General features: G+C 64.5%; 13 protein-coding genes. 6 read left to right on the top strand and 7 right to left on the bottom strand.

All coding sequences use genetic code 11. The features are described from left to right. Positions 1-31: 31 nt before the first annotated feature. Complete coding sequence (locus PMI04_RS07560) at positions 32-916, top strand: alpha/beta hydrolase (RefSeq protein ID WP_007710119.1); 885 nt, start codon at positions 32-34, stop codon at positions 914-916. A gap of 54 nt (positions 917-970) precedes the next feature. Here the strand turns inward: PMI04_RS07560 and PMI04_RS07555 are convergent, their stop codons facing one another. After that, complete coding sequence (locus PMI04_RS07555; protein WP_007710121.1) at positions 971-1,900, bottom strand: nitronate monooxygenase family protein; 930 nt, start codon at positions 1,898-1,900, stop codon at positions 971-973. A 138-nt stretch (positions 1,901-2,038) separates the two neighbouring features. Between PMI04_RS07555 and PMI04_RS07550 the strand changes: the two genes are divergently transcribed. Further along, positions 2,039-3,094, top strand: coding sequence for a hypothetical protein (locus PMI04_RS07550; protein ID WP_007710123.1), 1,056 nt, complete (start codon positions 2,039-2,041; stop codon positions 3,092-3,094). A gap of 70 nt (positions 3,095-3,164) precedes the next feature. Here PMI04_RS07550 and phaZ read toward each other — a convergent pair whose 3' ends face one another. Next, entirely contained in the window at positions 3,165-4,388 is a 1,224-nt protein-coding gene (gene phaZ / locus PMI04_RS07545; protein ID WP_007710124.1) for a polyhydroxyalkanoate depolymerase, read from the bottom strand. A gap of 182 nt (positions 4,389-4,570) precedes the next feature. Between phaZ and PMI04_RS07540 the strand changes: the two genes are divergently transcribed. Together PMI04_RS07540 and PMI04_RS07535 are read left to right on the top strand one after the other, a co-directional pair. Beyond that, the gene (locus PMI04_RS07540; protein ID WP_007710126.1) at positions 4,571-5,227 is read left to right on the top strand and encodes a glutathione S-transferase; all 657 of its coding nucleotides are present in this window, start codon (positions 4,571-4,573) and stop codon (positions 5,225-5,227) included. 43 nt (positions 5,228-5,270) lie between these two features. Continuing rightward, positions 5,271-6,923, top strand: a complete 1,653-nt coding sequence (locus PMI04_RS07535) for a M28 family peptidase (RefSeq protein WP_007710127.1) — start codon at positions 5,271-5,273, stop codon at positions 6,921-6,923. Positions 6,924-6,966: 43 nt separating this feature from the next. Here the strand turns inward: PMI04_RS07535 and PMI04_RS07530 are convergent, their stop codons facing one another. Next, on the bottom strand, positions 6,967-8,319 hold the full coding sequence (locus PMI04_RS07530; RefSeq protein WP_007710128.1) for a glycoside hydrolase family 27 protein: 1,353 nt from the start codon (positions 8,317-8,319) through the stop codon (positions 6,967-6,969). 140 nt (positions 8,320-8,459) lie between these two features. Beyond that, the gene (locus PMI04_RS07525; protein ID WP_007710129.1) at positions 8,460-9,161 is read right to left on the bottom strand and encodes a glutamine amidotransferase; all 702 of its coding nucleotides are present in this window, start codon (positions 9,159-9,161) and stop codon (positions 8,460-8,462) included. Positions 9,162-9,276: 115 nt separating this feature from the next. Here PMI04_RS07525 and PMI04_RS07520 point away from each other — a divergent pair, with 115 nt between their 5' ends. Next, positions 9,277-11,616 carry a GH92 family glycosyl hydrolase gene (locus tag PMI04_RS07520; RefSeq protein ID WP_007710131.1) on the top strand — a complete coding sequence of 780 codons (2,340 nt, stop codon included), beginning with the start codon at positions 9,277-9,279 and terminating at the stop codon, positions 11,614-11,616. After that, positions 11,613-11,957 carry a low molecular weight protein tyrosine phosphatase family protein gene (locus PMI04_RS07515; protein ID WP_037486480.1) on the top strand — a complete coding sequence of 115 codons (345 nt, stop codon included), beginning with the start codon at positions 11,613-11,615 and terminating at the stop codon, positions 11,955-11,957. The genes PMI04_RS07520 and PMI04_RS07515 overlap by 4 nt, the downstream gene beginning before the upstream one ends. On the opposite strand, the gene PMI04_RS07510 is transcribed toward PMI04_RS07515, so the two are convergent. From PMI04_RS07510 to PMI04_RS07500, 3 genes are all read right to left on the bottom strand, one after another. After that, entirely contained in the window at positions 11,958-12,611 is a 654-nt protein-coding gene (locus PMI04_RS07510; protein WP_157178118.1) for a hypothetical protein, read from the bottom strand. Between the two features lie 65 nt (positions 12,612-12,676). Continuing rightward, positions 12,677-13,345, bottom strand: a complete 669-nt coding sequence (locus PMI04_RS07505; protein ID WP_007710135.1) for a cyclase family protein — start codon at positions 13,343-13,345, stop codon at positions 12,677-12,679. Continuing rightward, positions 13,342-13,608 (bottom strand): hypothetical protein, encoded by a 267-nt coding sequence (locus PMI04_RS07500; protein WP_007710138.1) that lies wholly within the window; start codon positions 13,606-13,608, stop codon positions 13,342-13,344. The genes PMI04_RS07505 and PMI04_RS07500 overlap by 4 nt, the downstream gene beginning before the upstream one ends. Positions 13,609-13,652 lie beyond the last annotated feature (44 nt).

Raw genomic sequence — 13,652 nt, 5'->3', positions numbered from 1 at the left:
CTTAGCCTTTTCCCAGCCTCGCAAGGACTGCATGGATACGCCCACCCCGCCGACCCCGACCTCGCATTTCTTCACGTCGTTGCGGACGCGGCTCCACTATCTGGACTGGGGCAATCCGTCCGCGCCAACACTGATCCTGGTCCATGGTGGCTTCGACCATGCCCGCAGCTGGGACTGGACGGCACGGGCGCTGGCGCGCGACTATCATGTCGTATGTCCTGACCTGCGCGGCCATGGCGACAGCGACTGGTCGTCGGATGGCTCCTATATGATGGCCAATTATGTCTATGACCTGGCCCAATTGGTCGACCTGCTCGACCGATCGCCGGTCACCATCGTCGGCCATTCACTCGGCGGCGCGATCAGCCTGCGCTATACCGGTCTCTATCCCGACATGGTGGAGCGGGTTGTCGCGATCGAGGGCATGGGCCTGTCGCCTGACCGCATTGCCGAACAGGCGGCACGCAGCACCGAAGAAATATGGAAGGGATGGATCGAGGGGCGACGCGGCAACGCCCGGCGCGCACCCCGCCGATACCCCACGATCGAGGCTGCGGTCGCCCGCATGCGCGAGCGCAACGACCATCTCTCGGTCGAACAGGCGCTTCACCTCACCCTGCATGGCGTGAACCGGAACGAAGATGGCAGCTATAGCTGGAAATTCGATCCCTATTTGCATGGCGCCGCGCCGCAAGCGGGCACGGACGAGAATCTGCCTGACTTCTGGCGCCGCATCACCTGTCCGACCCTGCTGTGCCTTGGCCTCGACAGTTGGGCCTCCAACCCGGTGAAGGACGGCCGCGCCGTCCATTTCCAGAATGCCCGCCTCGCCGAGTTTGCCCATGCCGGACACTGGCTGCATCATGACCAGTTCGCGTTGTTCCTGACGGAATTGCGCGCATTCCTGGCCGAATGACCGCCCTGCCAGCCGCCGCGACCGGCCATCGCCGGTCGCCTTCGCCGATCGATGCTATGCGCTGAAGCCGGCGATCGCCGCCTGATATTCCGCCTTGAGCTGGGCGATGAAATCGCCCGCCGGCTGCACCTTGTCGATCGCACCGATGCCCTGGCCCGCGCCCCAGACGTCGCGCCATGCCTTCTTGTCGCCGGCCAGGCTCTCGAAATCCATGTCCGCCGCCTTGGGCAGCTTGTCCGGATCCATGCCCGATGCCACGATGCTGGGGCGCAGATAATTGCCCAGCACGCCGGTGAAGACGTCGGAATAGACGATGTCGCCTGCGCTACTATCGACGATCATCTGCTTATAGGCATCCACCGCATTCGCCTCGGCCGTCGCGATGAACGGGGTGCCCATATAGCCAAGGTCCGCGCCCATCATCCGCGCCGCCGCGATCGACCGACCGGTCGCGATCGCGCCCGACAGCGCCAGCGGCCCGTCGAACCAGGCGCGGATTTCCTGGACCAGGGCAAAGGGCGACAGGGTGCCGGCATGGCCACCCGCGCCCGCCGCCACCGCGATCAGGCCGTCGGCGCCCTTCTCGATCGCCTTCCTGGCAAAGACATTGTTGATGACATCGTGCAGCACGATGCCGCCATAGCTGTGGATCGCCTCGTTCACCTTCTCCTGCGCACCCAGCGAGGTGATGACGATCGGCACCTTGTATTTGACGCACAGCGCCAGATCCTCTTCCAGCCGCGCATTGGTGCGGTGGACGATCAGATTGACGGCAAAGGGCGCGTCCTTGTCGGTCAGTTCCGCACCCAGTTGCTGCAACCAGGCCTCAAACGTGCCCGACGGCCGCGCATTGAGCGAGGGAAAGGCCCCGACGATGCCGGCCCGGCACTGGGCGATCACCAGTTCGGGCTGCGAAATGATGAACATCGGCGACCCGATCAGCGGCAGGGACAAACGGCCTTCAAGCGATGCCGGCAGGGTCATGATCGGGGTCTCTCCTTTGCTTTGATATCCCGCGCTATCATCGCTCCGCGCCCGGAAAAAGGCCAAAAGCAACCGTATTGCTCATATAATACAGTAGTGCTATGATCGCGTCACAGGTCCGACAAGGAGTGCCCCAGAATGTATAGCGAGAGCGATCTGCAAGATGCCGTAGCGGCCGGCGCCCTGCCCGCCGCCAGCGCCCAGGCGCTGCGCGACCATGTTGCCCGGCTGCGCACCAGTTCGGTGGACGAGGAACATTTTCGCCTGCTGACCGGCTTCAATGATATTTTCGTCGCCATCGCCTCGGTGATCCTGCTGGTCGCGGTCGCGGGACTCGGCAATGAAATCCGCCTCGGCATCACCACGCCGCACCAGCCCTCCTTCGTGTCCGGCCTGTTCGTCGCCGCCGCCGCCTGGGGCCTGGCCGAATATTTTACCCGCCGCCTGCGCATGGCACTGCCCTCGATCCTGCTGCTGCTCGCCTTTGTCGGGGGTGTCGCCTTCGCTGTCGCTTTAGCTGTCGGCCCGTTGATCCCGAACGCGCAGAGTGAAGGCGCCAGCCTGGTCGCCTCGATCGCGGGCCTCAGCGCCGCGATCGCCGCCTGGTGCCACTGGCGTCGCTTCATGGTGCCGATCACTGTGGCGGCCGGCGCCGCCGGCATGGTCGCCGTCATCGCCGGACTTGTCCTGTGGATCATCCCCTTCAGCCAGACCCTGCCCTTCGTCCTGCTGCTGGTCGCCGGCCTTGCCATCTTCGCCCTCGCCATGCGCTGGGACATGACCGACCGCACCCGCACCACCCGCCGCGCCGACGTCGCCTTCTGGCTGCACCTGACCGCCGCGCCGATGATCGCCCATTCGCTGTTCCAGCTGCTGGGCATCACCCATGGGCTGGTGGATGCGGGCCAGGCCGTGCTGGTGATCCTGCTCTATCTCGCCTTCGGTCTGGTTGCGCTGGCGATCGACCGGCGCGCGCTGCTGGTCTCCAGCCTCGCCTATGTTCTCTACGCGCTCTACAGCCTATTCCAGAAAGTCGGCGCGGTCGAACTGTCGGCGGCGCTCACCGCGCTCGTGATCGGCGGCACGCTGCTGCTGCTCTCCGCCTTCTGGCACCGGGCACGGGCGCTGATCGTGGGTGGCCTGCCGCCGGCGCTGGCGACCCGCCTCCCCTATCTCGATCGCGCCACCGCCTGATCCCGCATCATGAAAAAGGGCAGCTTTCCACTAAGGGAAAGCGGCCCTTTTCGTATCTTTTGGCGCGATGTCAGTTCATCGCCAGGATCATGTTGCGCACCTGAGGATAGACCTGTTTTTCCCATTTGCTGCCGGAAAACACGCCATAATGGCCGACGCCGGGCTGCAGATGATGGCGCTTCATATGCGGCCGCAGCCCGGAACACAGGCCATGGGCCGCCGACGTCTGGCCCACGGCACAGACATCGTCCTTCTCGCCCTCGACCGTCAGCAGCGCGGTCTTGCGGATCGCGCCGGGGTTCACCGCGCGGCCATGCACGGTCAGCTCCCCCTTGGCCAGCAACATGCGCTGGAACACCAGATCCACAGTCTCCAAATAAAATTCCTTGGTCATGTCGAGGACCGCGAAATATTCCTGGTAGAAGGTCTTGATCTTGTCCGCCTCGACCTCCTTGCCATCGGCCAGCAACTGATACAGCTCGCGATGCTGCGATCCGTGCCGTTCCATGTTCATCGACATGAAGGCGGACAGTTGCAGGAAACCCGGATAGACCTCCCGCCCGCGCCCCGCAAAGCGGAACGGCACGGTGGAAATCAGATTTTCCTCGAACCACTCGATCGGCTTTTCGTTCGCCAGTTCATTGACCACCGTCGGCGCTGCGCGCGGATCGATCGGCCCGCCCATCAGCGTCATCGACTTGGGCGTCGCCGCATCCTGGTCTTCCGACATCAGCGCCACGGCGGCCAGCGCCGGCACGCAGGGCTGGCACACCGACACCAGGTGCGCGCCAGGGCCGATATCCTGCAGGAACTGGATCACATAATCGACATATTCGTCGAAGCCGAAGCGCCCGGCGGCCATCGGCACGTCGCGGGCATTTTTCCAGTCGGTGATATAGACGTCATGGTCCTGCAACAGCGTCGCCACCGTGCTGCGCAGCAGGGTCGAAAAATGGCCCGACATCGGCGCCACCACCAGCACGCGCGGCTGCTCGGTCTCGACATCATCCTTGACGAAATGCAACAGGTCGCCGAACGGCAGGTCCAGCACGACCTCCTCGCGCACCGCGACTTCGGCATTGCCGGTCTGGACGCGATCGATGCCATAGGCCGGACGCTTGTGCGTCATCCGCGCGCCCTGGAACACATCCATCAACGCGAACATGCGGCGCGGCATCGGCCAGTCGGCAGCAGGCCCCATATGGTCCCGCATCGCCAGCGCCATCTGCGCGCCAAAGCGCGCCGGAGCCAGCATGTCTTCCATCGCCTGGTAACCGTCGTAAAGCATTCGCATATTGCCAAAACAACCTTGTTCAACCCGGGGAGACGACTCGCTTCTACCCTTTAACGCTATACATGCTTTTCATGTTGCACTGCATCATGATTGATGGAAAATAACATTCGGCGTGTCCGCCAGGGAACCGCCCCCGCGATTTTGCGTTTGGGGGCCGGGAACCGTGTATCGGGAGAGACTGCATGGCCGTCGCGGAACTCACTCTGTCCAGCAAGAACTACTCCTCCTGGTCGCTGCGCGGCTGGCTGCTCTGCCGGCTGGCGGGGTTGAAGGTGGAGGAAAGGATCATCGCCATCGATGACCCGGAAAGCCGTGCCGAACTGCTGCTGCTCTCCCCATCCGTGCTGGTCCCGCGCCTCACCCATGAAGGAGCCAGCGTCTGGGACACGCTCGCGATCGCGGAATATCTGCACGAACTCTATCCCCAGGTCGGCATGTACCCGGCCGAACGGATCATCCGCGCCCATTGCCGATCGGTCTCGGGCGAGATTCATTCGGGCTTCGCCAATCTGCGCTCCGCCCTGCCGATGAACCTGAAGGTCCGGCATGAGCGTTTCCCGATCTTCTCGGGCGCCAAGCCCGATATCGAGCGGATCGAGACGATCTGGACCGAATGCCTCGACGCCTATGGTGGCCCCTGGCTGTTCGGCGAGAAGCCGACCGTGGCCGACGCCATGTTCGCGCCGGTGGCCCAGCGCTTCCTCACCTATGCCGTGCCACTCTCGGTCAAGTCGGCCGCCTATTGCGACACGATCAACGGCTGGCCGCTGATGCGCGAATGGATCGACGCCGCCCGCGCCGAACCGGACGATATCGAGGAACTGGATATCGAGTTCTGAACAGGTACTTTCCCCCGCCCTGCGCGGGGGTTAAGGCACGGGCATGAAACATGCCCTCCCCCTTCTGGCCCTCGGCCTTGCCGCCCTTCCCCTCCCCGCCAGCGCCCAGACCGATCCGGCCAAGCTGGAACAGTCGGTCCGCACCATGGCGTCCGACCTGTTCGAAGGGCGCGCGCCCGGCACCGTGGGGGAGGAGCGCACGATCGGCTATCTCGTCGCCCGTTTCGAGCAACTGGGGCTGGAGCCCGGCGGTCCGGACGGCCAGTGGGTGCAGACCGTGCCGCTGCTCCACACCCGCCTTGGCCAGTCGGAAAGCCTGTCGGTCGCGCAAAATGGTGCCGCCACCCCCTGGACCTTCGGCAAACAGGTTTATCTCTCCACCCTCCAGCCCAAGGACAAGGTCGCCGTTGCCAACGCGCCGATGGTCTTCGTCGGCTATGGCGTGTCTGCCCCGGAACGCGGCTGGGATGATTTCAAGGGGCTGGACCTCAAGGGCAAGATCGCCGTCTTCCTGATCAACGACCCGGACTTTGAAGCCACGAAGGGCGAAGACCCGTTCGGCAAGTTCGGCGGCAAGACCATGACCTATTATGGCCGCTGGACCTACAAGTTCGAGGAAGCGGCCCGCCACGGCGCGATCGGCGCGCTGATCGTGCATGACACGCCGGGCGCCGGCTATGGCTGGAACGTCGTCGTCAGCCCCGGCGGCGAAAATTACGACCTCGTCCGCCCCGCCGACAAGCTCACCAGCCTGCAGCTGCAGGGCTGGGTCGAGGGCGAGGCCGCCAAGGCCCTGTTCGCCGGCGCCGGTCAGGATCTGGCCGCCCTGCGCAAGCAGGCCCGCTCGGCCAAGTTCAAGCCGGTCGAACTCAAGGGGGCCAGCTTCTCCGCCGCCTTCCCGGTCACCCAGGAAGTGGTGAAGAGCGCCAATGTCATCGCCCGCATCCCCGGCGCCAAGCGCCCGGACGAGACGGTCATGTATGGCGCCCATTGGGACGCCTATGGCAAGGGCGCGCCCGACGCGCAGGGCCGCATCTATCGCGCCGGCGCCAATGACGACGCGCTCGGCATGGCCGGCCTGTTCGAGATAGCCCGCATCTTCAAGGCCGGCCCCGCCCCCGACCGCTCGATCGTCTTCGCCGCCTGGACGGCGGAGGAGCGCGGCCTGCTGGGGTCGGAATTTTATGCCCAGAACCCGGTCTACCCGCTCGACAAGACGGTCGCCAACCTCACCATCGACGTGCTCCAGACTGCGGGCAAGGCGAAGGACGTGATCCTGATCGGCAAGGGCCAGAATGTGCTGGAGGACGACCTTACCAAATTCGCCGCAAGCCAAGGCCGCGTCATCACCCAGGAAAGCCTGCCCGAACGCGGTCTCTTCTATCGCGCCGACCATTTCTCCATGGCCAAGCGCGGCGTACCCGTGCTGCTGATGATGGGCCTCGCCGGCGCATCCGACATGGTCGATGGCGGCCGCGCCGCCGGCCAGGCGTGGATCGATGCCTATACCGGCAAATGCTATCATCAGGCCTGCGATGCGGTCGACGATACATGGAAACTGGATGGCGCCGCGCAGGATGTCGACCTGATGTTTGACATCGGCCGCGACCTCGCCTTCTCGGCCCGCTGGCCCGAATGGAAGGCCGGCTCCGAATTCAAGGCCATCCGCGACAAGAGCGCGGCGGTACGGAAGTAAGCAACCTCCTCCCCTCCCTTTTAGGGAGGGGCTTATCTCCCATTTAGCTCAACCGATACAGCCCTGCTCCATGGGGCGGCAGCGTCACGGAAATCCGTTCCGCCTGTTGCCCCAGCACCTGCCCGGTCCACAGGTCGCGCACCGCCACCGGACCGTTCAGCCCCAGATCGCGCAGCTTCACGCCAACCTCGCGCGCCTTGTCGCCAGTATTGAACAGCGCGACATAGCGTCCCTTGCCGTCCTCCGGCAGCGCCGACCAGACGCGCATCCCATCTTCCACGAAATGGGGGCAATTGCCTTGGCTCGCCTGATTGACCGCGATCACCTCCCTGTTGGTCAGCAGCGCCAGCGTCGCCGCATCCAGATGCCGCAGATCGCCGCCCATGATCAGCGGCGACCGCGCGATCGCCCACAGCGTCATCAGCGTCCTCTGCTCGTCCGGGGTGAAGCGCGTATCGCGCTCGCCCAGCGCCAGCCGCCCCAGCGGCAGCATGTCGGCATCGGGCCATGATCCCGGCCCGCGATAGGGGCTCCAGTTTTCCAGCCGGGTGAACTGCGCCTCCAGCATTGCCCAGTCATCCCAGAAATCGTCGGAAATGCGCCACATCTGCGCATATTTGCGGACATGATCGCCACGCATCACCGGCGTTTCGCCGGGCGAGAGACTGAGGATGATCGGCCGCCCGGTCGCAACGATCGCCTTGTGCGCGGCCTCGATCTCCGCCGCATGGGCGTCATAGGGCCGGCTCATATCGTCCATCTTGACGAAATCGACGCCCCAGTCGGCATAGAGGCGAAAGATACTGTCATAATAGGCCTGCGCGCCCGGCCGCGTCATGTCGACGCCATACATGTCCGGGTTCCAGCTACAGATGCTCTTCTTGTCGGCAATGTCCGCCGCGCGATATTTCGTCCCCAAAATCGGCAAATTCTGTTCCACCGCCGCACGCGGGATGCCGCGCATCACATGGATGCCGAATTTCATGCCCAGCGCATGCACATCCTTGGCAAGCCGGGTGAAGCCCTTGCCGCCGGCGCTGGAGGGAAAGCGATTGGGCGCCGGGATCATCCGGCCATAGCCGTCCATCGCGGGCTTTGGCTTGGCGTTGTAGGTATAGCTCGACGCCTCGGGCTCATACCACTGAATGTCCACGGTGAAGATGTCATAGCCGAAGGGCAGCAGCTTTTCCGCCATGATCCCAGCGGTTTCGCGCGCCTGGGCCTCGGTGATGGTGGTGGCAAAGCTGTTCCAGCTATTCCATCCCATCGGCGGACGCGGCGCCAGCACCGCTTTCCCCGCTTCCACCGGAGTTGCCCCCGCCCGCACTGCACCAGCAGCCGCAAGCCCCACCACGCCACCCGCGAGCATATCGCGGCGGCTGGCCTTCCATGTCATCCTCGTCATTTGTCGGAGTTAATAGGAAGCTCGCAAAAAGATCAACCTTCGTCATCCCAGCGAAGGCTGGGACCTCGTTTTTCTTCAGTTTTCCCTTTGAAAGAAGAGAGATGCCAGCCTTCGCTGGCATGACGGAAAAATTATTGCCTGATCCTCGCCAGCCACTCGCCGATCATCGCCCGGCCCGCCGCCACCGCGCCCGGCCCATGATCGTCATGATCCTGGCGCAGCGCGATGCCGCATTTTCCGGCGACATCCAGATCGGCCCAGAAATGGGTCAGCCAGTCCTCGAAACGCGGATCCTCGCCCATTTCGGCGTGAAATTGCAGCGCCAGCAGATTGGCCCCGCGCCGGAACGCCTGATGCGCATAGCGATCGGTCGACCCCAGCAGTTCGACCTGATCGGGCAGGTCGAACGTGTCGCTATGCCAGTGCAGCACCGGCACGCCATCGATATGGCGCAGCGGCGATCCCGCCCCCGCCGCGTTGACGCTGACCGGGGCAAAGCCCAGTTCCATATGCCCGCCCGGATAGACCCGCGCGCCCAGCGCCGCCGCGATCATCTGGCTGCCCAGGCACACGCCCAGTGTCGGCCGGTCCGCCGCCAGCCGTGCGGAAAGCTTGCCGATCTGCACCGGGATCCAGGGATGCACATCCTGCTCATAGACGCCCATCGGCCCGCCCATCATGATGAGCAGGTCCGGCTCGGTCAGGTCGATATCGGCGAAATCGGGGCTGGCCACATCGATCCGCTCGATCTGATAGCCGGCCGCCTCGATCGGCTGGAGATAGCCTGCCGCACCCTCGCGCGGCACATGTCGGACGATCAACGCTCTTTTCATTACCCCCAATAGCTAGCCAGCCAAACCCGCCGACGCCAGCCCAGCCTTTCTTGGGGACAGAAAATTGCCGCTATCGGCTTGGCGTCGTCGCCGGGGCATGATTTAACCGCGCCCCATGATCCTGACCCGCATCGCTCGCCCCGTCCTGCTGGCCGCCCTGCTCGCCGGCACCGCCCTTTCCGCCCAGACCCGCGAAGCGCCGCCAAAGAGCGAAACGGCGCCGGTCGATGCGGTCGATCCCTTCATCGGCACCTCGGGCGAAGGCCATACCTTCCCCGGCGCCGTCGCCCCCTTCGGCATGGTCCAGCTCTCGCCCGACACCCATGTCGGCCCGGCGCGCCAGACCTATAATTGGGCGGCCGGCTATCGCCACGAAGACCCGGTGATCCTCGGCTTCTCCCACACTCATTTCTCGGGCGCGGGCCATAGCGATCTGGGCGATTTCCTGGTGATGCCGGTCAGCGGCGACAGCGTCCCGCTGGAGGCCGGCGACGACAAGACGCCGGGCTTCCGCTCGCACAAGGCCGATGAGGTCGCCTCGGCCGGCTATTATGCCGTCACCCTGACCGATCCGGGCGTGCGCGCGGAAATGACCGCCGGCACCCGTATCGGCGTCCACCGCTATGCCTTCCCCACCGGCAAGGCGGCGCATCTGGTGCTCGACCTGCGCTCGATCATCTATGATTATCCCGGCAAGATCCTCTGGTCCTCGATCCGCATCCGCCCCGATGGCATCATCACGGGATCGCGCGAGGTGCGCGGCTGGGCCACGCCGCGGCGCATCTTCTTCGCCATCCGCTTTTCCGCGCCGCTGACCGGCCATCAGTTCGTCAGCACCGAAAAGGACATTCTCTACAAAGGCTTCAAAGGGCCGGGCCGCGGCCCCGAGACGCTGGACTCGCTATCCGGCCGTGCACTGGTGGCACAACTCGACTTCGGCACGCTGACGAAGCCGCTGGAGGCAAAGGTCGCGCTGTCGGGCGTGGACGAGGATGGCGCCATCGCCAACCTCGCCAGCGAGCCGGGCGATTTCGACGCGATCCGCGCCAGGACCCGCACCGCCTGGAACGATGCGCTGGGTGCCGTGAAGATCGAAGCGCCCAAGCCGATGCGCACCAATGTCTACACCGCCCTCTATCACAGCCTGATGGCGCCCAGCGTCTGGAGCGATGCCGACGGCCGCTGGCGCGGGCCGGACGATCAGGTCCATGCCGGCACCGGCTTCACCATGCACTCCACCTTCTCGCTGTGGGACACGTTCCGCGCCGAACATCCGCTGCTGACGCTGATCCAGCCCGAAGCGAAGAATGCCGATTTCGTGAACTCACTGGTCGCGGGGCAAAAGACCAGCCCCTTCGGCATCCTCCCCGTCTGGCAGTTTGGCGGCAAGGAAACCTGGACGATGATCGGCTATCATGCCGTTCCGGTCATCGCCGATGCCTGCCTCAAGGGGATCAGGGGCATCGACTGCGCCGGCGCGCTCAAGGCCATGGTCGCCAGCGCCGATTACGCCCCCTATGGCGGCCTCGGCGACTATATGAAGCTGGGCTATGTACCGATCGACCGCGAGCCGGAAGCGGCGTCCAAGACGGTCGAATATGCCTATGACGACTGGACCATCGCCCGCCTCGCCCGCCAGTTAGGTGATACGGCGACGGCGCAGCGCTTCGAGAAGCGCGCCCAATACTGGCGCAACAGCTTCGACGCCAAGACCGGCTTCCTGCGCGCGCGCAAGGCGGATGGATCTTTCCGCACCCCCTTCGATCCGACCGCCATCAACTATGGCAGCGACTATACGGAGGGCAATGCCTGGCAATATAGCTGGTTCATGCCGCACGATCAGGGCGGCCTGTTCCGCCTGCTGGGCGGCGACGCAAAGACCGTCGCCAAGCTCGATGCCATGTTCGACTATGACAATAGCAAGATCGACTATAGCCATGCCGAGGATATTGCCGGCCTGATCGGCCAATATATCCACGGCAACGAACCCAGCCATCATGTCGCCTATCTCTACAGCTATGCCGGCAAGCCCTGGCGCACGCAGGAGCGCCTCAAGCAGATCGTCGACAGCCAGTATAAGCCCACGCCCGATGGCCTGGCCGGCAATGACGATCTGGGCCAGATGTCCGCCTGGCTGGTCTTCACCGCCTTGGGCTTCTATCCGGTGGCCCCGGGCAGCAATGAATATGTGATCGGGCGGCCGTTCGTCGAGCGGGCCGAGATGACATTGCCCAGCGGCCAGCGCTTCACCGTGATTGCCGACGGCCTGTCCGACGCCAACCGCTATGTCGGCCGGGTAACGCTCAACGGCAAGGCGTTGGAGCGCGGCTACATCACCGACGCAGAGTTGCGCGCCGGCGGCGAACTGCGCTTCACCATGCAGGCCACACCCAACAAGACATGGGCGACCGGCGTGAAGGCGCGCCCCTTCTCCATGACCGGCTATGGGAAGTGAGGGAGCGGGACCGCCATTATCTCTTCGTCTGCAGCCAGAACAAGCTGCGCAGCCCGACCGCCGAACAGATTTTCGCTGGCCATCCCGGCATCGAAACCCTGTCGGCGGGCACCAACCATGACGCGGAAACGCCGCTGGACGATGAGATGCTGCGCTGGGCAGATACCATCTTCGTGATGGAAAGGACTCATCGCAGCAAGATCCAGCAGCGCTTCCGTTCAGCGCTGGGCGGTACCCGGATCGTCTGCCTGGACATCCCCGACGATTATGAATTCATGGATGCGGACCTGATCGCCCTGCTACAGGCAAGAATGGCTCGCTTCCTACCAATCAGGTCATGATCAGCCCGTCTGCCGCTTGCTGTAGAGCGCCTCGGCCAGATAGCCGCGCAGCACCACGCGATCGATCGCCAGCTTGGTGCTATCACCCCCTGCCAGGCAGGAGGACAGGGTCGGCAGGGATTGCCGGATCGCCGTCTTCTCATCCACCGTCCCCGGCTTGGCCCGCAGCATCGCATCGGCGGCCGGCGCATTGCGGGTCACGACGCAATCGGCATAGGCATGATAGGCACCCTGCCCCTGTTCGGCCGGCGGCAAGGCCGCATCGAGCGCGGCGGCCGTCGCGATCGGCGCCGGATAGGCCTGGAGATAGAGCTGCTCGGCCAGCGCCCCGCGCATCATGCTGTTCTTGAACTTGAGCTGCCCCTTGCCGAGACAGGCCCGATCGCGCGTCGATATCCGGGTCAGCAGCGCCTTTTCCTCGGGCGATCCGGCACTGGTCGCCATCAGGCTGCGGACGGACGCGCCATCGGCCCGCACGGCGCATTGGGCAAAGCTGCGCATCCAGCTTTCCGCCTGAGCCCGATCGGCCTGCGGCAACAAATCCTTGGTGCTGGAGCCATTGCCGACCCGGCTCAGCCGATCATTATCCTGCACCGCGAAGGCGGGCGATGCGCAGGCCAGAAGCAACAGCGAACAGGCAATCCGATTCTTCATCGACATGTCCTTTTCCAGACCCCGCGTTCCAAAGATGCCGAGGGCGCAAGGCACCCGCAAGTCCTTCATGCACCAATCGTCGCAAAAGCCCGCACCGGAAACGTCCCCATGCCCACCACCTTGGGCGGTACGGCGGTGAAGGCGAAACCGGCGTCCGGTAATGCGCCCAGATTGGTCATATGCTCGCAGATCAGTACGCCCGCCCCCAGCAGTTCGCGATGGACCGGGCGGCCGGTGCCTGGCCTTGTATCGTCGATATTATGGCTGTCGATGCCGACCAGTTTCGCGCCGCGCGCCACCAGCATCTGCGCCGCCGCCTCGGTCAGGAAGGGATGCTCCTCATAATAGGCCGGCGTGCGCCAGTGCCGGTCCCAGCCGGTGTGGACCAGCACCGCGCGCCCGTCGACATCCATCCCGTCCAGATCGGCCGCGTCGGTGGCCAGCCCCACGCTCTCGAAAGGCCGCCGCACGACGATCGCCGGCAGGCTGGCCAGCCGGTCGAGATCGAGTTGCGACAGGTCGTCCCCCTCCTCGAACCGGTGAAAGGGCGCATCCAGATAGGTGCCGGTGTTCGACACCATGTCGATCCGCCCCATCTGGAAAGCGCTGCCGTCGGCATAGTTGGCGCGCGACTGTTCGCGGGTCCAGTAATCGCAGATGTGGGGCGCGGCGACACCCTTATAGGTGGTCATGCCATGTTCGATGGCGTGGCTCAGGTCGATGAAGCGAGTCATGACGGGGACATTCTCCGGCGGAAGATGCGCCACAGGGTGGAAAAGCCGACCACCGCCCAGATGATGTTGAGCACCATCGACGGGAAGGCGCCATGCCACCAGGTGTTGAGGATGAAGAAGGTGGCGCCGATGGCGTTCAGCCACTGGAAGGTCGCCGACCCACCCGACAACCGCCCGGTGGACACGCCGACATAGGCGATCAGCACCAATATCGCGCCGATCCAGCCGATGATTTCCACGAACAGCGCCACATCCACCCCCAAGGTAAAAGGGCTCCCTCCTTCCGGAGAGAGCCCTCGTTCCTTAG

This window comes from Sphingobium sp. AP49, assembly GCF_000281715.2.
In the GTDB taxonomy this organism is placed as follows: Bacteria; Pseudomonadota; Alphaproteobacteria; order Sphingomonadales; family Sphingomonadaceae; genus Sphingobium.
This window is presented reverse-complemented; position numbering and strand designations above follow the sequence as displayed.

What these genes read in the sequence shown, in the direction of transcription:
- PMI04_RS07560 (WP_007710119.1), top strand. Translation starts at nt 32, where the DNA reads ATGGATACGCCCACCCCGCCGACCCCGACCTCGCATTTCTTCACGTCG.
- PMI04_RS07555 (WP_007710121.1), bottom strand. Translation starts at nt 1,900, where the DNA reads ATGACCCTGCCGGCATCGCTTGAAGGCCGTTTGTCCCTGCCGCTGATC.
- PMI04_RS07550 (WP_007710123.1), top strand. Translation starts at nt 2,039, where the DNA reads ATGTATAGCGAGAGCGATCTGCAAGATGCCGTAGCGGCCGGCGCCCTG.
- phaZ (WP_007710124.1), bottom strand. Translation starts at nt 4,388, where the DNA reads ATGCGAATGCTTTACGACGGTTACCAGGCGATGGAAGACATGCTGGCT.
- PMI04_RS07540 (WP_007710126.1), top strand. Translation starts at nt 4,571, where the DNA reads ATGGCCGTCGCGGAACTCACTCTGTCCAGCAAGAACTACTCCTCCTGG.
- PMI04_RS07535 (WP_007710127.1), top strand. Translation starts at nt 5,271, where the DNA reads ATGAAACATGCCCTCCCCCTTCTGGCCCTCGGCCTTGCCGCCCTTCCC.
- PMI04_RS07530 (WP_007710128.1), bottom strand. Translation starts at nt 8,319, where the DNA reads ATGACATGGAAGGCCAGCCGCCGCGATATGCTCGCGGGTGGCGTGGTG.
- PMI04_RS07525 (WP_007710129.1), bottom strand. Translation starts at nt 9,161, where the DNA reads ATGAAAAGAGCGTTGATCGTCCGACATGTGCCGCGCGAGGGTGCGGCA.
- PMI04_RS07520 (WP_007710131.1), top strand. Translation starts at nt 9,277, where the DNA reads ATGATCCTGACCCGCATCGCTCGCCCCGTCCTGCTGGCCGCCCTGCTC.
- PMI04_RS07510 (WP_157178118.1), bottom strand. Translation starts at nt 12,611, where the DNA reads ATGAAGAATCGGATTGCCTGTTCGCTGTTGCTTCTGGCCTGCGCATCG.
- PMI04_RS07505 (WP_007710135.1), bottom strand. Translation starts at nt 13,345, where the DNA reads ATGACTCGCTTCATCGACCTGAGCCACGCCATCGAACATGGCATGACC.